This window comes from Mucilaginibacter koreensis (assembly GCF_054783355.1).
This window is the reverse complement of record NZ_BAAGQS010000001.1, coordinates 3169550-3189219: the sequence shown is the minus strand read 5'-3', so window position 1 is coordinate 3189219 and position 19670 is coordinate 3169550. Positions and strand designations below refer to the sequence as shown.

The 19670-nt window shown below is 44.4% G+C and carries 16 protein-coding genes; 9 read left to right on the top strand and 7 right to left on the bottom strand.

Translation table 11 applies throughout. The annotated features are described in order from the left end of the window. The first annotated feature begins 25 nt into the window (after positions 1 to 25). Positions 26 to 700: an energy transducer TonB gene (locus tag ACYVNW_RS14270; protein ID WP_460680546.1), complete on the top strand. Its 675-nt coding sequence runs from the start codon at positions 26 to 28 to the stop codon at positions 698 to 700. A 207-nt stretch (positions 701 to 907) separates the two neighbouring features. After that, positions 908 to 1384 (top strand): hypothetical protein, encoded by a 477-nt coding sequence (locus ACYVNW_RS14265; protein WP_460680545.1) that lies wholly within the window; start codon positions 908 to 910, stop codon positions 1382 to 1384. Here ACYVNW_RS14265 and ACYVNW_RS14260 read toward each other — a convergent pair. Beyond that, positions 1378 to 2061: an OmpA family protein gene (locus ACYVNW_RS14260; RefSeq protein ID WP_460680544.1), complete on the bottom strand. Its 684-nt coding sequence runs from the start codon at positions 2059 to 2061 to the stop codon at positions 1378 to 1380. The two genes, ACYVNW_RS14265 and ACYVNW_RS14260, sit on opposite strands and share 7 nt — an antisense overlap. Positions 2062 to 2414: 353 nt before the next feature. Between ACYVNW_RS14260 and ACYVNW_RS14255 the strand changes: the two genes are divergently transcribed. Then, entirely contained in the window at positions 2415 to 4037 is a 1623-nt protein-coding gene (locus ACYVNW_RS14255) for an NADP-dependent glyceraldehyde-3-phosphate dehydrogenase (RefSeq protein WP_460680543.1), read from the top strand. Between the two features lie 191 nt (positions 4038 to 4228). Here the strand turns inward: ACYVNW_RS14255 and gltX are convergent, their stop codons facing one another. After that, the gene (gene gltX / locus ACYVNW_RS14250; RefSeq protein WP_460680542.1) at positions 4229 to 5746 is read right to left on the bottom strand and encodes a glutamate--tRNA ligase; all 1518 of its coding nucleotides are present in this window, start codon (positions 5744 to 5746) and stop codon (positions 4229 to 4231) included. Positions 5747 to 5901: 155 nt separating this feature from the next. On the opposite strand from gltX, the gene ACYVNW_RS14245 reads away from it, so the two are divergent. Continuing rightward, positions 5902 to 7164 carry a sensor histidine kinase gene (locus tag ACYVNW_RS14245; RefSeq protein WP_460680541.1) on the top strand — a complete coding sequence of 421 codons (1263 nt, stop codon included), beginning with the start codon at positions 5902 to 5904 and terminating at the stop codon, positions 7162 to 7164. Between the two features lie 24 nt (positions 7165 to 7188). On the opposite strand, the gene ACYVNW_RS14240 is transcribed toward ACYVNW_RS14245, so the two are convergent. Continuing rightward, positions 7189 to 7887 carry a hypothetical protein gene (locus tag ACYVNW_RS14240; protein ID WP_460680540.1) on the bottom strand — a complete coding sequence of 233 codons (699 nt, stop codon included), beginning with the start codon at positions 7885 to 7887 and terminating at the stop codon, positions 7189 to 7191. Positions 7888 to 7964: 77 nt separating this feature from the next. Next, positions 7965 to 8339: a DUF6249 domain-containing protein gene (locus ACYVNW_RS14235; RefSeq protein WP_460680539.1), complete on the bottom strand. Its 375-nt coding sequence runs from the start codon at positions 8337 to 8339 to the stop codon at positions 7965 to 7967. Positions 8340 to 8615: 276 nt separating this feature from the next. Here ACYVNW_RS14235 and ACYVNW_RS14230 point away from each other — a divergent pair, with 276 nt between their 5' ends. From ACYVNW_RS14230 to ACYVNW_RS14220, 3 genes are all read left to right on the top strand, one after another. Then, positions 8616 to 9197: an RNA polymerase sigma factor gene (locus ACYVNW_RS14230; RefSeq protein WP_460680538.1), complete on the top strand. Its 582-nt coding sequence runs from the start codon at positions 8616 to 8618 to the stop codon at positions 9195 to 9197. Continuing rightward, positions 9194 to 9691 (top strand): anti-sigma factor family protein, encoded by a 498-nt coding sequence (locus tag ACYVNW_RS14225; protein ID WP_460680537.1) that lies wholly within the window; start codon positions 9194 to 9196, stop codon positions 9689 to 9691. The genes ACYVNW_RS14230 and ACYVNW_RS14225 overlap by 4 nt, the downstream gene beginning before the upstream one ends. Positions 9692 to 10057: 366 nt before the next feature. Beyond that, positions 10058 to 10900 carry a DUF2911 domain-containing protein gene (locus ACYVNW_RS14220; RefSeq protein ID WP_460680536.1) on the top strand — a complete coding sequence of 281 codons (843 nt, stop codon included), beginning with the start codon at positions 10058 to 10060 and terminating at the stop codon, positions 10898 to 10900. A gap of 20 nt (positions 10901 to 10920) precedes the next feature. On the opposite strand, the gene ACYVNW_RS14215 is transcribed toward ACYVNW_RS14220, so the two are convergent. Together ACYVNW_RS14215 and ACYVNW_RS14210 are read right to left on the bottom strand one after the other, a co-directional pair. Next, complete coding sequence (locus ACYVNW_RS14215; RefSeq protein ID WP_460680535.1) at positions 10921 to 12630, bottom strand: sodium:solute symporter family transporter; 1710 nt, start codon at positions 12628 to 12630, stop codon at positions 10921 to 10923. A 114-nt stretch (positions 12631 to 12744) separates the two neighbouring features. Beyond that, positions 12745 to 12927 carry a hypothetical protein gene (locus ACYVNW_RS14210; protein WP_460680534.1) on the bottom strand — a complete coding sequence of 61 codons (183 nt, stop codon included), beginning with the start codon at positions 12925 to 12927 and terminating at the stop codon, positions 12745 to 12747. 332 nt (positions 12928 to 13259) lie between these two features. Here ACYVNW_RS14210 and ACYVNW_RS14205 point away from each other — a divergent pair, with 332 nt between their 5' ends. Together ACYVNW_RS14205 and ACYVNW_RS14200 are read left to right on the top strand one after the other, a co-directional pair. After that, positions 13260 to 14417: a hypothetical protein gene (locus ACYVNW_RS14205; RefSeq protein ID WP_460680533.1), complete on the top strand. Its 1158-nt coding sequence runs from the start codon at positions 13260 to 13262 to the stop codon at positions 14415 to 14417. Between the two features lie 236 nt (positions 14418 to 14653). Then, positions 14654 to 17383 (top strand): ATP-binding protein, encoded by a 2730-nt coding sequence (locus ACYVNW_RS14200; protein ID WP_460680532.1) that lies wholly within the window; start codon positions 14654 to 14656, stop codon positions 17381 to 17383. Between the two features lie 82 nt (positions 17384 to 17465). On the opposite strand, the gene ACYVNW_RS14195 is transcribed toward ACYVNW_RS14200, so the two are convergent. After that, positions 17466 to 19649 (bottom strand): TonB-dependent receptor, encoded by a 2184-nt coding sequence (locus tag ACYVNW_RS14195; RefSeq protein WP_460680531.1) that lies wholly within the window; start codon positions 19647 to 19649, stop codon positions 17466 to 17468. Between the last annotated feature and the right edge of the window lie 21 nt (positions 19650 to 19670).

Genomic DNA, 19670 nt, shown 5'->3' with positions numbered 1-19670 from the left:
TTAATTAAAGCCATTAACTTAACGTATGTTCTACAAAAAATTACTAAGCAGCATTGCTTACCTCATACTCCCAATGTGTGCCTTTGCGCAGCCTCAGTTCAAAGGCGGTAGCAGCGCATTGGATGCTTATCTTACCAAAAATATTATTTACCCCGAATACTCAAGGCAAAACTGCATTGCCGGCGTAGTGCAGGTAGCTTTTAAGCTGGATAAAGCCGGCAAAATATATGACGCCAATGTACAACAAGGTTTGGGCATTGATTTAGATGATGAAGCCCTGCGTGTAGTAAAAATGACTTCTAATAAATGGGATCTGCCAGCCGGCTATGAGGGTAACACCACACTGGTACTACCCGTACGGTTTACGCCCGATTACTCCAGGTGCGCCCTCAATTCAAATCAAGTCAATCAATCCACTGCCATTAATAATTACCTGGCCCGGCAGGAACTGCAAAATGCGGTAACCAACTATTACAAAAACAAATACCTGGGCAAAGCCGACACCACCAAGCAACCTGAAATTGACCGGTTGAAAAAGCAATTAGGTTTCGATGATGATTTTATTACCGATGTGTTACAGCAAGCCGAAGAAAAGCAGCGCCAAGGCGATAGCGAAGGCGCCTGCGAAACCTGGCAATTCATCCGCAACATTGGCAGTAACAGGGCCGATGATATGATTGCAAAGTATTGTAAGAAGTAGTGGTTGGGTTTGTTATGTGGTGCTATCCGCTTGATGGTCTTGTGCTTAATGTTCGTTGTTGTTCTTTTGTCTTGATACAAAAGAACCAAAAAATCAAGTACAGCCCGCTTAGGCTTTTTGCCGCACGGGGCCTGCCCTGCAAAGCCGGTCAACACCACAGGCTGTTTAGTGTTTGCGTATGTGCGGCTTGTACTGTGTTTTGTGGCAGTGCAAACACTAAAAGGCCTCTCTCCATCACACAAAGCCATCAGTGCTGCCCGCCTTTCACCCAAAGCTGAGGGGCTGACGAAGGGAAGGAAGAGAATCAAGAGCAAAGAAACAGGGATTATGAAGGAACAAGCAGCACACATCAACATCACGTCATTGCGAGGAACGAAGCAATCTCTCTGTATCATGCTTAAACGGTGTATAGAGATTGCTTCGTTCCTCGCAATGACGTGCTTGAGGGAGGGAATGCATCCTCACCCAGGCGCGGTGGGCTGGCAGAAACCGCCCGGGCCATGCGGTGGCCTTGTGCGGGTGAAGGATTGTTTCTGCCTTGATTTTTTGTTACTTTTTGATCAAGCAAAAAGTAAACTAACATTCATTAAAGCACAGAACCATCCAGCGTATAACTGCACAAACAAAAAAGGAGCAAGAAAAATCTTGCTCCTTTTACTTATTAAAATCAATAACAATTATTGACCACCATTTTGGCGGGCTTCCTGTTTCAACTGGTCATTAGCAATAATAGCCAGCTCTACACGGCGGTTTTGTGAACGGCCGGCTTCGGTATTGTTGTCAGCAATAGGTTCAGTTTCACCTTCACCTTTGGTAGTTAAGCGCGAGCCGCTTACACCGTAACCGGTTAAATAAGCCTTCACAGCTGCCGCACGGCGTACTGATAAATCCTGGTTATGAGCTGTAGTACCGGTATTATCGGTATGTCCAACAATCAGGATATTAGTTTGCGGGTTGTTATTCAATGAAGTAGCCAGGTTTTGCAAATTAGATTTGGCATCCGGTTTTAAATCGGTTTTATCTACGTCAAACAAAATGCCTGAATCAAATTTCACCACAATACCTTCGCCTTCGCGCTCTACAGTAGCACCGGGTACGCTTTGTTTAATCTCAGCAGCCTGGCGGTCCATCTTACGGCCAATGAAAGCACCTGCGGTACCACCTACAGCACCACCAATAATAGCGCCCAAAGCAGTATTACCAGCAGCTTTACCAATAACTGCACCCAGAGTACCACCACCTACACCACCAATGGCAGCGCCTTTTTGTGTTTTAGTAAATGAGTTACAACCGGTATTAGCAAAGCTTGATACGACTATGGCTACACCTGCAATGGCAGAGGTAAGTTTTAAATTTTTCATAATATTTTAAATATAGATGTGCTTGGTTTGTAACAAAGCTGATGCCAAACCGGGTCAACCGAAATCGGATATACTTAAAAAGCACTGACTATCAATTATTTAAGCACTATCTGATAACACTACGCAAATAATCAAAGTAAAGAATTTGTTTTAAGAAACTGGTGCCGGAAACATTCAGAATGTAGGCTTGGCTATACTTATCGCCTTTATAATGTAGGAGCGTTGCATCATTTATATGTAATTACTTATACTTGTTTTTATAAACAGGCCTTAAACATCAAAACTTAAACCGATATATGCCTGTTCAACTTCTTGTTCAATAGTCACATTTAACTATCAAAAATTCATAAACAATGGGCTTTAAAGACGAGCTACGTAACTTATTTGTTGATGAAAGCCAGATACCGGAAAAGTTCCGGATTGAGGAAATTCATCAGCGGGAGTATCTGAGCAATGGCGAGATGATTCCGTGGAATGGTGAGGTAAGCGAGGTGTATTCACCCATCTGCATTCCTACCGCCGAAGGACTGAAGCGCAAGCTGATTGGCAGCTACCCGCTTGGCACCGAAAAAGAAGCCATGGAGGCACTGGATGCAGCAATGGCTGCTTATGATAACGGCCGTGGCGAATGGCCTACCATGAGTGTAGACGGCCGCATTAAGTGTATGCAAAAGTTTGTATACAAAATGAGCGAACAGCGCGAGCTGATTGTAAAACTCATTATGTGGGAAATCGGTAAATCCTACACCGACTCGGCTAAAGAATTTGACCGTACCGTTGATTACATTAACGCTACCATTGATGCCCTGAAAGAAATTGACCGTGAGTCATCACGTTTTGAGATGGAAGAAGGTGTAGTTGCCCAAATCCGTCGCTCGCCGCTGGGTGTAGTGCTGTGTATGGGTCCGTTCAACTACCCGCTGAACGAAACTTTTACCACTTTGATTCCGGCCATCATTATGGGCAATACCGTATTATTTAAACCACCAAAGCATGGTACCTTATTACATTACCCGTTATTGAAAGCTTTTCAGGAAGCATTTCCGAAAGGGGTGGTAAATACCATTTATGGCCGTGGTGCCAATGTAACCCCCGGACTAATGGCTACCGGTAAAATTAATGTACTGGCATTTATTGGCTCCAGCAAGGTGGCCAATGATTTGAAAAAACGTCATCCAAAAATTAACCGCCTGCGTGCGGTATTAAGTCTGGACGCCAAGAATGCCGCCGTAGTCACCAAACATGCCGACCTTAAACTGGCGGTAAGTGAGTGTATTCTGGGTTCGCTGTCATACAATGGGCAGCGTTGTACAGCCATTAAAGTAATTTTTGTGCAGAAGGATGTAGCCGATGAGTTTGTAAAGCAGCTGAGCGAAGCCGTGAGCGCCCTGAAACCCGGCCTGCCCTGGACGGAAAAGGTAAACATTACCCCGGTAGCCGAGCCTAACAAGCCCGATTACCTGAAAGAGTGTATTGATGATGCCATAGCCCACGGCGCTCAGATTATGAACGAACATGGCGGCGATACTGTAGAGTCATTTGTATTCCCGGCCGTGATGTACCCAGTAAACAACCAGATGAAGCTCTATATGGAAGAGCAGTTTGGCCCGGTAATTCCGGTGATTCCGTTCGAGAGCATTGAGGAGCCGATTCAATATCAAATTGATTCGCCGCATGGTATGCAGGTAAGTATCTTTAGTAATGATGCCAAGGAGATTGGTGAACTGATTGATCCTTACGTGAACCTGGTAAGCCGTGTGAACATCAATGCCCAATGCCAGCGCGGCCCGGATAACTTCCCGTTCACCGGCCGTAAAGACAGCGCCGAGGGTACCCTGTCGGTACATGATGCCCTGCGTTCATTCTCTATCCGCTCACTGGTAGCTACCAAACTTAACGATACCAACAAGCAACTGCTCAACGAAATTGTGAACGACCATGATTCCAGCTTTTTAAGCACGAATTATATTTTCTAAATATAATTGTGCATATAAAAGAAAAGCGGCTACTTTATCAGTAGCCGCTTTTCTTTTATATCAAATGCACAAATTAACCAACATTTAACTTGTCATTGCGAGCGATAGCGTGGCAACCGCACGGAAGTATCTGCGCCTCTGTATAGCAAGCGATTGCCACGCTATCGCTCGCAATGACAAAGTCTGTTGACTTAAGCTATTGCTGTCAAAAACGCCTGCACCCGGGCCAAAGTTTCTTCTTTGCCCAGCAGTGCAGCAATATCATACACATGCGGGCCGAATTTGCCACCTACCAGCATAATGCGGAAAGGCAGCATCACATCGCCGGGCTTAAAGCCTTTTTCGGCCATCAGTGCTTTAAAGGCTTCTTCTAAACTGGCAGCATTCCAATTGCCTAAACTTGCATAAACATTGGTTAACAAATTAAAGAAATCAGTTTTACCTTCGGTCCATTTCGGCTTTACCGCGTTTAAATCATATTCAGCCGGGCGCTCAAAAAAGAAGGAAGCCTGGCTCCAGAAATCATTGATGAATACCAGTCGTTCCTGAACCAGTGGCAGTACCTGCTTTACGTAGTTTTCTTTAAATTCAATATCTTTTTCATCCAGCAACGCCTCAATTTCCGGTAATAAAGCCTCCATTGGCAAACGCTTCAGCCATTCGGCATTATACCATTTGGCTTTTTCAAAGTCGAACTTTGCGCCGGCTTTACTTACACGGTCGATAGAGAATTTCTCAATTAATTCTTCTATGGTAAAAATTTCCTGGTCAGTACCATCATTCCAGCCCAGCATGGCCAGCAGGTTTACAAAAGCTTCGGGTAAAAAGCCCAATTCGCGAAAACCAGGTGTAGTTTCCGTAGTTTTAGCATCAAACCAGTTCATGGCATATACCGGGAAGCCCAAACGAGCGCCGTCGCGCTTGCTGAGTTTGCCATGCCCATCGGGCTTTAATATCAAAGGCAAATGTGCCCATTGCGGCATTTGCGCCTTCCAGCCCAAATATTCCCACAATAACAAATGCACCGGTGCAGAAGGCAACCATTCTTCGCCGCGGAAGGCGTGCGAAATCTGCATCAGGTAATCATCCACCACTACGGCCAGGTGATAAGTAGGCATACCGTCGGCTTTTAACAGCACTTTATCATCCACCAGGTTGGTGTCAAAACTTACATCGCCGCGTATCATATCGGTAAAGCTTACGGTTTCGTCTACCGGCATTTTAATACGGATGACATGCGGCGTACCAGCATCCAGTAGTTGATTCACTTCGGCCTCGCTTAGTGTAAGCGAGTTGCGCATATCGTAACGCTGGTTGTGGCCGTATTGAAAATTGGGTTCCTCTTTGCGCTTTTGCTCCAGTTCGGCAGGGGTATCAAAAGCATAGTAGGCGTTTCCTTGCGCTACCAGCTTTTCGGCATATTCGCGGTACAGGCTTTTGCGTTCGCTTTGGCGGTATGGTGCAAATGGGCCGCCTGTTAACGGGCTTTCATCTGGTATAAGGCCGCACCATTGCAGGCACTCAAATATATAATCTTCCGCGCCCTCAACATAGCGGTTCTGGTCGGTATCTTCAATACGCAGTATAAACTTACCGTTGTGCCTGCGGGCAAAAAGGTAATTGAACAACACGGTACGCACACCACCCAGGTGCAAACCACCGGTAGGGCTGGGCGCAAACCTTACTCTTACTGAATTGTCTGGCATCATGGGGCCAAAGATACAGCCCCACAGTGCCCCCTACAACACAGGGGCTAATTTAATTGGTTTTAAATGAGACCGAAATGAGAAAAGCGGGCAGCAACTCATTTGATTTTGCAGATGCATACAACAATCCGCGCTAATTTGCGTAATTTGAATGGCTTATGAATCCGTATCAACAGAACAAGCGCTGGAAATATATCCTGCTGGCTTTTGCCATCGTGATTGCCAGCGGCTCCCTTTTATATACCAAATACCTGGTGAAAAACATCAGCCGGTCTGAGCGTACCCGCGCTCAGCTATGGGCGCTTACCATGAGCCAGGTATTATCCTCAGATGATAACGATTACCTCAACTTCGTTTTTGCGGTGCGCGATAGCCTAACCGTACCTGCTATTATTACCGATTATAAAGGCGATATCATCAACACTCGTGGTTTAGACTCTACCAAGACTTTCATTAAAATTACCGATGAGATACTGGAACCGGGCCAGAAACCCAAAAATTACGATCCGGAATATTTTAAATCGGAACTGGAGCTGATGAAATCGCAGCACGAGCCGATAAAAATCCGTACCGGGTTTGGCTTTGCCAAAGGGTACTGGCTGGTATACTATAAAGATTCATTACTGCTTACCCAGCTTAGGGTATTCCCTTATATACAGCTTACGGTAATCGCTATTTTTTTACTGGCGGCTTATACGGCATTTAGCTCCTCCCGAAAATCCGAACAGAACCAAGTTTGGGTAGGGCTGGCTAAAGAGACGGCTCACCAGTTAGGTACGCCTATATCATCGTTAATGGCATGGATTGAGCTGTTGAAGGACAAATTTAATGCTGAGAACGACCCGCTGATGCTGGAGATGGAAAATGATGTAAAACGGCTGGAAGTAGTAGCCGACCGTTTTTCCAAAATAGGTTCTAAACCGGTGTTGGAACCTCATCAGGTATATGCAGTGGTTGAAGATTTTATTAATTATTTTAAAGTGAGGGTGAGTGATAAGATCAGCTTTGAGCTTACCGGCAATCAAAACCTGAAAGCCGGCCTCAATGTACCGCTGTTTGACTGGGTGATTGAAAACTTATTAAAAAATGCGGTAAACGCTATCGAAGGTAAAGCTGGCAGCATCAGTGTAGAAGTGGGCTCCAACAAAACTCAAAACCTTATTTATATTGATGTAACCGATACCGGCAAGGGCATCCCCCGTTCAAAATTTGATACCGTATTCAGGCCGGGTTATACTACCCGTAAGCGCGGATGGGGCCTGGGCCTGTCTCTTACCAAGCGGATGGTTGAGAACTACCACAACGGGCAGATTTTTGTAAAAGAATCGGAGTTGGGTAAAGGCACTACTTTCCGTATTGTGCTTAACAATGTTACCCGCCCGGTAAAAAACAAGCCAAAAAAAGCCGCAAGCATAGCTTAACGGCTTTTATCAATATTTGTAATATTAATTACCATCCCACCTGAAACGGTGCCATCTTTCTACATTGGCCGGTGTAATAGAAACAGTCATAATAAATTCTGAATCTATGGGTTTGTCATTGAATTTACTGGGCAGCCAGTTGATTTTAAATTGACCATTATCTATCACCAATTTGCCTTCCTCTGTTTTACCATTTGAAGTAGGGTAAGATATGGTATAATGAGCGTTACCTTCTGCATTCACATGGGCAACAACTTTAGTTTCCAGCTCACTGTTTACGTTATCGTACAACAAATATACTTTGCTGCTTATCAGAGCCTTTAATTCATCAATTGAGCATAAAGGGATAGGAATACTGGCTCCTTTCTTTACAGCTTCATCATCGCTCAGTATATTCACGGCAATGTCTTTAAAGCTGTCGTTGTTGATGTACGTTATCTTCTTCTGGCTATAATTGTAACGTAAAGCGGGCTCGTATTTATCATTAAAAAAAGTCCAGGTGCCCACAGGGTTATTATCCTTGTAGTAACCATTCATCCATAACTCTTTATTTTCGCGGTTATTTACTACGTAGGTTCCATCTTTTGTTTTACCATCAGCAGCTACTTCATATACCAGTTGCGAACCATCCGGAAGATTTACTTTTTTGCTCTTAGCCGATTGTGCGCTTACTGAGGATACCGCTGCGGTAAGCATTATTGCACCAATTAATAATTTTTTCATAATAAGGCATTTACATATAATCAAATATAGCAACTACACCCTTAATGTAAGTATGCAGTTGCTATATTTTAATTATATTAATACACCTGCTCTTGCGCTGCTATAACTTGTTTTTGGGCTACATACTCTTTTTTCTCAATCAGGTAAGAAATAAACAAACCCAACCCGCCAAACACCGCAATCAGTGCAAAATAAATAGCCGCATTATCGTGTTCAGAATTACCGAACACCAAACGGTCCAGCATAAAAGCTATAAACAGTCCCAAACCGGCACCAATCATCAGTAAGCCCCACTTCAGGGTTTGATAAGGTGCAGCCTGCGGCCGGTAACGGCGTGGATCCATACCGCGCTCAATCATGGCCATACTTTCGCGGTTACGCAGGTAACCTAAGCCAAATAACATGGCAAAAAATGTAATTACTATAATTCCGAATACTCCTGGGCCTCCCATAACTATAAAATTTAAATGTTGTGTATATTGTTGGTTAATTGCACCACCGTGGTACAATTAACAGCTATGACTACAGCTTTTTTAAGCAGGTTACACCCCATTTAATTTTTTTTAAATTGTAAATCAAAAAGAGATGAGGCACATAACATTATAGTGTTTATGCAAAGTTTATTTACGATAGTTTTTAATGAAGACCCGAATAATAAAACATCATAATAATTCTATTTACCTGTAACCTCAACCGAAATAACGTAGTCATATCTTGCAGTTGAACAAATGCAAAGTAAGCTGACCGATATTGAACTGATACAACAGGTGCTGGATGGCGATCAGGCGGCTTACGCCCTGCTGGTAAAACGCCACCAACGCTTTGTGTTTACGCTGGCTATGCGCTTTGTAAAAACTCGTGAGGATGCTGAAGAGGTAGCACAAGATACTTTTGTAAAGGCCTACCGGGCTTTAAGCTCTTTTCAGCAGCAATCAAAATTCAGTACCTGGCTGTACAGCGTGGTGTATACGACCGCCATGACGTTTTTACGTAAGAAAAAGCTTGATACTACTTCGATTGATAACGAAGACACATATATTCAACTGGAAAACAGCAACAGCAGCCTGGAAAATAACCAGGCCGAACGCCGGTCGCAATCTTACTATGTAAACCAGGCTATCGGCCAGTTGTTACCCGATGATGCCGCCATTATAACCCTGTTTTACAACAGTGAGCAAACGTTGGAGGAAATTGGTGCAGCACTGGGTATGGAGCCTAATACAATTAAGGTTAAACTATTCAGGGCGAGGCAGCGTTTGAAAGATAAGCTGCAGCTCTTATTAAAACACGAAGTAAACGAACTGCTATGAATACCATAGAAGAACGCATTTGGAACTATATAGATGGCAACTGCACTCCAGAGGAGCAGCAGGCCATCAGCTTATTAATTGAGCAGGATGAAGCCTGGCGCAGTAAATACCAGGAACTGATACTGTTTAATGTCGAACTACAGAGCCTCGAGTTTGAGGAACCGCCAATGGCTTTCACTTACAATGTAATGGAAAACATCCGCACGCAGGAAGCACGCCAACCTTTAAAGGCTGCCATTAACCCCAATATCATTAAGTTTTTGGCTGGGTTATTCTTTGTGTGCATTGCCGCTTTATTACTTCCGACGCTGGCAAGTATCAAATGGACAAGCGATTTTTCATTTAGCCAATGGTTTAGTTCTATTCAGTTACCTGCTGTAAAAAATATATTTAATGCCCCGGTAATGAAAGCTTTCATCTTTTTTGATGTACTGGCAGGTTTAGCGTTATTTGACGGTTATCTGCGTAAGCGAAACTCTACCAAACAGGTATGATTTGACTCAAATTGTGTATAAAATTATACACAAGTGTTAGCAAAAGTGTATACTTTTCATCGTTGCCTGCCAGCTGAAAGAACTTGAATTTATGACAATATTTCAAAAACGGCATTTCTGATAGCTGAGAGAGTTTTTTAAAAAAATTAACTTTTGTTACAATTTTGGTATGGCAATTGAGTTAAAATAATCGAACTGGTAAACTTACCAGTTTAATTGTGATAAGGTTTAGGTTGAAAGTCGTTCGGAGCAAGTCCGAACGGCTTTTTATTTTTTAGACACATTTGCATTACATTCAAGCCTCATATTCTTATCCTACAACTCATCGCATTTTAACTATCTTCGTGCGGATAAACTTATTCCTGCATGAAAAAATTATTTACTTATTGTATCGCTTTGCTTTGCCTGGCTGCCACATTGGGTGTACAGGCACAAGGCTTTAAATCTCCGCAAGCCAGTTCAGGTCAAACCATCGTTCAGGATTTTGGCTTGGGTAAAGTTACAGTTGCTTATTCGCGCCCGAATGTGAAAGGCCGCAAAGTATTTGCTGATTTGGCTCCTTACGGCCAGGTATGGCGTACCGGCGCCAACTCGGCTACTGTTATTACATTTACCGATGAGGTTTCACTTGCCGGTAACAAGGTAGCGCCGGGCGAGTATGGCTTGTTTACTATTCCGAATAAAGATGAATGGACCATCATTTTAAATAAGAATGCCAAACAATGGGGCGCTTATACTTATAAAGAGGCAGACGATGTATTGCGCTTTAAAGTAAAAGCCACTAAACTGAAACAAATAGCAGAAACCTTTACCATTCAGTTTGCCGACGTACTGCCTACTACCTGCCAACTGCAACTCATGTGGGCAAATACCGTAGTAAGTATACCCATGACTACTGAAATAAATACCCGCATAGTAGCCAGTATTGAAGAAGCTATGAAAGGTGAAAAGAAGCCTTACTTTCAGGCTGCCCAGTATTATTATGAAAACGGCCAGGATTTAAATAAAGCCTTAAGCTGGATTAATGAGGCAGATAAGGCAAATGCTAAAAGCCCGATGATGAAACTATGGAAAGCCCGCATCCAACTTAAAATGGGGGATAAAGCAGGCGCCGCCGCTACCGCCCGGGAAGGCGCCCGTTTGGCCAAAGAAAGTAACAACGATGAGTACTTCCGCTTAAACGAAGCTGTAGTGAAACAAGTGAAATAAAATCATTTTGATAACTAACATCAAACACCCGGCTCAACAGCTGGGTGTTTGTGTTTACGGAGCAGATGTAATATCCAAGCGAATACCACTACGGCTATACAGCCAATGGCATTAAACCATAAATAGGCTACCAGGTTCAACCAACCGCATACAATTACTATTACTTCGGCCAATAGGGCGGCCGTAAATACCTGGTTGGCACGGATGCGTTTACAGTAAAAAGCCACTACAAAAACACCCAGTATTACGCCATAAATATACGAGCCCAGTTGGTTAACCGCCTCCAGTAAATTTCCCAGCCGACCTGCATATAAGGCCATTACAATGCATACCACGCCCCAAAACAAAGTTGCCAGGCGTGAAGCAGCCAGGTATTGCTTATCGGTGGCTTCTTTATTCACCATACGCTTATATACATCTATCACGGTAGCAGAGGCCAGCGAGTTTAAGGCGCTTGCTGTAGAACCCATAGAGGCCAGAAACACAATGGCGATGAGTAAACCGATGAGTCCGCGTGGCAGATAATGGATCACAAAATTGAGAAAGATATAATTGGTATCATCCGTATCGGCGGTTTTGCTGGCTTGTTTGATTAGGGCAACGCCTTGTTTGCGTACGGTATCCGCCAAAACGTTTACTGCTTTTAGCTGCTGTTGCGCCCGATTGATTTGGGCTGGGTTATCTTGCTTCAGCGCAACTACCAATTGATGCGCTGCCTGCTGCTTTTGCGCCGATAAACCGGCATATTGCTTTTCCAGTTGCTGGTATTGCGCGCCGCCTGCACTGTGCCTTACCTCATTAACCGCATAACTGTTAAAGAACAAGGGAGCCGGCTTAAACTGGTAAAAAGAGAATACCAATATACCAATCAGCAGAATAAGAAACTGCATAGGTATCTTAATCAATCCGTTCATAATTAAACCCATGCGGCTCTGGCCTACCGAGCTGCCGGTAAGGTAGCGGCCTACCTGGCTCTGGTCGGTGCCGAAGTAAGACAATTGCAGGAAGAAGCCACCAATCAACCCGCTCCATACATTGTAGCGGCTGGCGGGGTCAAAATGCCAGTCGATAACGTTCATGCGCCCCATTTTTCCGGCAATTTGCAAGGCGTTAATAAAGCCCACATTGGCAGGTAACAGCTGCACTACCACCACGCCCGCCATAAATATACCTGCGAAAATAATGCTCATTTGCAGCAACTGGGTATAAGATACGGCCTTGGTACCCCCGTAAACCGTGTATAAAATCACCAGTGTACCAATAAACACCGTAGTGACTACAATATTAAGGTTAAGTATAACCGATAAGATAGCCGAAGGTGCATAAATGGTAATACCGGTAGATAGGCCCCGCTGCACCAGAAACAAAAAGGCCGTTAACACCCGCGTTTTCAGGTCGAAGCGCTGCTCCAGGTACTCGTAGGCGGTATAAACTTTAAGGCGGTGAAAGATGGGCACAAAGGTGATGCACAGCACAATCATGGCTAGGGGAAGGCCGAAATAAAACTGTACAAAGCGCATCCCGTCATCAAAGGCCTGGCCCGGGGCCGACAGAAACGTAATGGCACTGGCCTGTGTAGCCATTACCGACAGGCCGATGGTATACCAGGGCAACGAGCGGTTACCCATTAAATATTGGCTGGTATTTGTACTGCGCCCACTCTTCCATAAGCCATAGCCAATTACGGTAAGCAGGGTAGCGGCTAATACAATCCAGTCGGTAAGGCTCATTTAAGGGTTTGTGTGATGAGCCAAAATACAAAAATTAAAAAAACCAGCCATACGGCAACAATACCGTAAAACTGGTTCCAGCTTTTTATAAATGAAGGAAGATCAGGTTGGTCTTTAGACCTCCTCACGGCCTCTCACCAGTAATTTAATAAATAATGCTGCGGTTAATAAGCCCAGTATACCGCCAACAGGTATCCATACAAAGCCATGGTTAATAATAGCACCTGTAAACAAGCCACTAACAAGAGCTACAATATAAAAAATGGCATCCTGGCTTTTATCTTCTTTATGTTCCATAGTAATATCCGATCTGTTTTTTTAACTCTCCGCAAAAGTAGTGCATCATTCATCGAAATGCAATACAGCGTAAAGCTTAATATTAAATTACTTATCTCTTTTAACCACCAGAGTCTATAGTGGTTTGAGCAGATGAACATTAAGGTGTTGCACAAGTGTTACGCGCAACAGAGTGAAACAACTGCAACATTATGCAACAGGTGAAACACCCGCAACAGTGGCATCAACTTGTCAGTACTTGTAAAATAAACAGAGAGTTCAGATATGGGTTATGACAATTAAAAGCTTGCAGTTGGCTTTATGATTATATTTAGGGCTTAAAAGCATTGGGCATGAAGCAGCTGTTCACTTTATTACTCACTTTGGTTTCATTTTGCGGATTCTCACAAAACCGGTTGCCGGTGGTGCGTTCAACCACTAATCAGGCCCAAATATATGAGCCGTACGGCGCTGTATCAGCCTGGGGCATTAACCCGAAAATAAAGCTGGACATTCATTCTACCGGTAAACTGAGCAGGCCAGCCGTTGTAAAGTTTAAAACGGATATCGACTCCATCAGCTTTAAAATAGCGCCAGGGAAGTACAAAGATTTTATTGTGTTGCTCAACGGCACAGATTCCTGTCTTACCCGCATACAAAGTACTGAAATAAAAGACTTCAGTAAGCTCCCTGTTGCTGTTCGTGATACCGTTCCTTTTTTCATCAATCAGTTTAATACCAATTACCTGCCGATTGTATTAAACGGGACCGATTCTTTACTCCTTAATTTTGACAGCGGTGCCACCGAAATTTGTATCACTAATGATGGCTTAAAGCAGAAGGTAAAATCGCAGCCTAAACTTTATAGCACCGAATACAACATACAGGTGGGAAACAAAATTTTTAAAAGCAAACTCTACGATATCACCATAGCTGGCAACGGAGTGGATGGCCTGCTGGGCTGGAACTTGTTTGATGGCCTGATTGTAGAACTGGATTATGACCATAACCGAATGATTGTCCATTCGCAAATGCCAAAGCAAGTATTGCACAACAGCGGGTACGAAAAATTTAACCTTACCTTTATCAAAAACAAGCCCTTTATTGAAAGTGCCATTTCACAAAGCGGCACTACACAAAAAAGCCTGTTCTTTTTTGATCTGGGCTATCAACGGGCGGTAATGCTTGATCATGATGCACTCGCAGCGTCACAGTTTCCGGCCGGAAAAATGCAGGTTATTAAGCGGGTAATTATGCACGGTACGAAAGGTAACGAGATCCCTGTTATCACTTCTAACCTTGAAGTGTTAAAAATCGGAAAATTTGTATTGAAAAACGTTCCGGCTCAGGTAATGACACAAGGCAAACCTATGCCGGGCGTTAACGTTCATTATTTGGGGAGCGATGTGTTAAAGCGATTCAATACAGTGCTGGATTTTCAGAAAAACGTAATCTACCTTAAGCCTAATCATTGGTATACTACCAAATTTGCAGATGCTCCTGCTGTTTAAGATTTAAGTAAATTAGGAGTCAAATTATTAGTTAATATCACCCCTATCATTTCAAAAGTATTGAACACCCAACAGGGCAACTAAGCACCGTAACTTTTTAAAAAAATGCCTATTTATGCAAGGAACATACGCCTACAGCTAAACCGAAAAGTTATTTTCTAAACAATTTAAGAATAATAGTTATTAGTATTAACAGGTTTCTGTAACATTCCATAAACATTTCATCCGGTTGGCTTATGTCAGCAATTCCCCCCAAAATGTTGACTGATCAGCAATATCGCCAGTTGTTTCATCAGCTCGGGCAGGGCTTCCATGTTATTCAGCTGCTGTATGATGCTGACGCTCAACCTGTAGATTATCGCCTGATTGAAGCCAACGCGGCCTTTGAGCGGCAAACCGGCCTGCACAATACAAATGGTAAGTTAGTGAGTGAAGTGGTGCCCGGCATTGAGCCTTACTGGCTGGCCGCTTACCACCAGGTAGCAAAAACCGGCCAGCCCTGCCGTATGGAGAGTTATAACGCCTTCACCAACTGTTATTATGCAGTACATGCATCGCGCCTGGGTAAGGCAAAGGAAAATTTAGTAGCTGTGTTTTTTGAAAACGTTACCGATTGCAGAATCAATGAGCAACGGCAAACTTTTCTGCTACAGCTTACCGATGCGCTTCGCCCTTTAGGCAACCCATTGGCCATTGAACAGGAAGCCTGCCGCCTGCTTGGCGAACACTTGGAAGCCGACCATACCTATTATGCGGAGATTGATGTAGCCAGAGATTACGGCGTGATAAAAAACGACCATGTGCGTAATGGCGAACCTCTTTTTGTGGGCGAATACCGGGTATCAGATCTGGGCTTCGTGATACCCCTTTACCAGCGTGGCGAGCCTGTTATTGTAGATAATGTATTTACCTCGCCCATCATCCCTGATGCCGACCGCGCTGCAACTGCTGCATTGCACATGGCATGGATTGCCGTACCAGTGGTGAAGGATGGCTTGCTGGTGGGCGCGTTTTGTGCAGCCATGCGCAGCGCGCGTACTTGGGCAGGGTGGGAAACGCAACTGGTGGCTGAAACTGCCGAGCGTGTATGGGCGGCTATTGACCGGGCCAAGGCCGATGAAGCACTGCGCCTGAACGAGCAGCGCTTCCGCTCCTTTATAGCGGCCAGTTCGAACCTGATGTACCGTATGAGCGCCGATTGGAAACAAATGGTTAACCTTACCAGTAAAGAGCATTTAAAGAACACTCTGGAGCCGATTGATAACTGGATAGATACCTATATACCCCGCAAAGCGCAGGCAACAGTTTGGGCCACAATTAATAAAGCCATTGAGCTGAAGCAAACTTTTGACCTGGAACATCAGGTATATATGGCCTATGGTACCATTGGCTGGGTACACTCGAAGGCTATCCCAATTTTAAATGAGCAGGGAGACATTACAGAGTGGATTGGCGCAGGCAATGATATTACAGCCCGTAAAAAGGCCGAGGCACAGTTACAGGAATTTAAGAATAGTTTAGAGGAAGAAGTGCGCGTACGTACTGCCGAACTCAAAGAAAGCGAACAATTACTTCAGGGTACACTGGATAGCTCGCCTAACATGATACAGGTTTTTAAAGCTGTACGAAATGATGAAGGGCAGATTATTGATTTTATCTGGATTTTAAATAATTACACTTCGTCATATTTGTATGGCGATGTAATGCATAAAAACTTGCTGGAAACCAACCCAGGTGTAATTACGGAAGGTATATTTAAAAGTTTTGTAGATGTAACCGAAAGCGGCATCCCGCAGCGTTATATCAAACATTATGTACATGAGCAGTTTGATGGCTGGTTCCATCAGTCGGTGGTTAAACTGGATGATGGGGTGGCTACCAGCACGGCCGACATTTCAGAGATGAAACAGGCAGAAGCAGACCGCCTTAAAGACCTGCTGCTGCTACAACAATCAGAAGAACTGGCGCGCATCGGCAGTTGGGATTATAATTTACAAACCGGCGTTCTAACATGGTCCGACGGGATGTACCGCCTTTTTGAATTGGAAAAGGAAGCAGGGATAAAACCTGAAATTTATTCGCAATATGCAACACAAGCCAGCCGGCCAGCAGCCGAACGCCTGGTAAAATACCTGAAAAGCGGCGAAAAAGCATTTGAAGAAGCGCTTGAATTAGAAATAAGCGGCCACATCAAAGTATTGCACATCAAAGCCTCTGTTACCAGAGATGAATCCGGCTACCATCATCGGGTACTGGGGGTGGATATGGATATCACTGCAATGCGCCGGGCCGAAGAAAAGCTGCAACAGTTAAAAGCCGAGCAGCAAATGGAAGTTTTTCGTGAAACGCTCAACGCCCAGGAGGAAGAAAGGCGGCGCATGTCTGAAAGCCTGCATAACGGGCTGGGGCAGCTTCTGTATGGCATCAAAATCAGTATGAATAACATTGACCGGCAGGAAGCCATCAGCCATCCTGAACGGTTTAATAAAGCAAAGGCTTATACCGAAAGTCTGATGATGGATGCCATTAAAGAAAGCCGGCGTATCTCGCACGAACTGATGCCCTCCACACTGGAGGAGTTCGGCCTGCGATCGGCCATTGATGATATTTGCCAGCAGCTGAGCGATGATACCATATTTAATTGTTATTACAAGGGGCTGTACCGCCGGCTGCCCAGGTACCTTGAACTGGCCATATACCGCACCACGCAGGAACTGATGCTCAACGTAGTAAAGCATGCAGAAGCCAGCAACGTAAATATCACCATTACCGCAACCAAAACAACAGTAACTATTGAAGTAAACGATGACGGTAAAGGAATGCCAGAAAACCCATCCCAAAAAACAGGCATTGGCCTGTCCTCCATCCGTAATAAAATTAAATTGCTGAATGGCAAGGTCGATATCCAGTCTGAAGCAGGAAAAGGCACACGCATCAGAGTAATCATTCCGAACCAGCAAATCTGAGCACTGATCAACTTCAAACGGTTTATATAGTAAAGGCCCGGCGTATACCGGGACTTTTACTGTTTACTTTAGGCCTTGGAGCTTATAACTTCAGTTTAATGCCGCCGTTAATCACAAAGCCATCCAGCGGCGCGTAAATATCGCGAAAGGTTGGGTTAGTGATACTACCGGTATAAATGGTATCAAATTTAGTTTGCCGGGTATCAGTGAGGTTTTCAAAGTTGATGAATATTGAAAATCGTTCCCATAACTTTTCTGCCATCAAACCTGCCGTCCAGTAGGCCTTGCCTATGGCACCGTCATTTAATTGCTGCCTGCTAAAGTAATAGGCTTCGGCACCTATCTTCCACTGATCTTCTATCTCATACATCAGCACGTTATTCAGGCGGTGGCGCGATACCAGCGGATAAGTGCTGAAAACATTGCCTGTATGCTGTTTCACATCAGCCAGTGTATAGCCTATGTACAGCTTAAAATCTTGGTAAGTAAACTTCACATTAGTTTCTGTACCCTTGGCATGGATATCGCCACTGGGCTGCTGGTATTGAAAATTACCATCGGGCAATGCCCTGAGCAGAATAGGGCTTTGTATGTAAGTGTAAAAAAACAATTGATTAATGCTTAAGCCCAATTGCCCGTCAAACAAGCTTCCACGGTAATTCATATCATAGTTAGCCCCGTAGGAACGCTCGGCTTTGGTGTTGTTGACATCAATCGGCAACACATTTCTGAATTGTATGCGCTCAGCATCCTCAGTAAAAACAGTGGGCGCTTTATACCCCAGGCCGCCACCCAGGCGGGTTGAAAAATGGGTGTTGATTTTCCATAAGCCCGAAACCCTTGGCAGCAGGAAGAAACCGTACTTGTTATGATAGTCGCCCCTGAAGCCTGATTCTATGCTTACACCACTGCCTGCATTTAAGGTATTCTGTACAAAAGCACCTATGGTATTGTAGGTGTAGCTGCGTAATGGAAAGTTGTTGTTAGGGTCTTCGCCAAAATGGTCGGTTAGCAGGTTAAAGCCGGCAACCCAATCAGCACGCTTTCCGTTGCGTGTATAATTGGCCTCAGTGTAAGTAGATAACTGTACACCCGAAAACCGGTATTGAGGAAGCGTAATCACCCTGTCGAAATAACTTACGCTATTTTTGATAGTGAAGGTCTGGCTGCTGTCAAGCTGATGGATTAATTGTAACTGTGAGCTATAACGGCCGGTTTTATTTTCCTCAAAATAAGAATGCGCTGCACTGCCATTACCTTTAATATAATGCAAATCGCCGCCTATGCGGTTTTCAATGGTACTGTTAATACCGGCCATTAACATGGTACGCTCATTAAAATAAAAGTACAATTTGGGGTTGAGTGTAAAGCGGTTGAACTTAGGAATGGCCGTCAAATCAATATCCGCAGGGTCGTAAGGGCTGCCATGGTTATAGGCGGCATAAATAGTGATACCCAGCTTTTTAAATCTTTCGGCATAAAACCCGCTGGCATCAAGTCCCAGGGCTGAAGTGCCGTTGAGCATAAAATTGAGCTGGCGTTCATTTGTTGGCGTTTTGGATACCAGGTTCACTAACCCGGCAATAGCCCCGCCGCCATACAGGGTAGAAGCTGAGCCTTTGATAACTTCCACCTGCTTTAAATCCAGCGGGGCAATTTGCAATAAGCCCAAGCCACCTGAAAAGCCGGAGTATAGCGGAAAGCCATCGCGGATGATCTGTGTATATTTACCATCCAGCCCCTGTATACGGATACTGGCATTGGCGCTGGTAGCCGACGTTTGCTGGGTTTGTATACCTGTACTTTCAGCCAGCAGCATCCGGATGTCGCCGGGTTTCATGTTGCCCTTTTCTTCCAGTTCCTCTCCTGAGATGACCTCTATTCGTGTGGGGATACTGGCAATAGTGCGGCGGCTACGGGTGGCCGATACTCGTACTTCTGTCAGTTCTTCCCCATCTTCCTGCTTACGGCTTAAGTAAATTATTACCGGCGCTGTTGATGTTAGTGGAAAGGTTAAAGTATCTGTATGGGAAATGTAGCCTACATATCTAAATTGAATTACCTGCCTGCCATCAGGTACAGTTTTAAGTATGAGTAAACCGCTGGTATCGGCAACGGCACCTTGTGTAGTACCCTGCAATAATGCGGTAGCACCAATTAAAGGTTGCCGGGTAGAGTTGTCTTTAACTATGGCCTTAAATGTGTGTTGTGCATGGGCCATAACGGCACAGCACAGTGCTGCCATGAGCACGTATATAAATTTCATTTGATTTTGAATTGAAGTTAA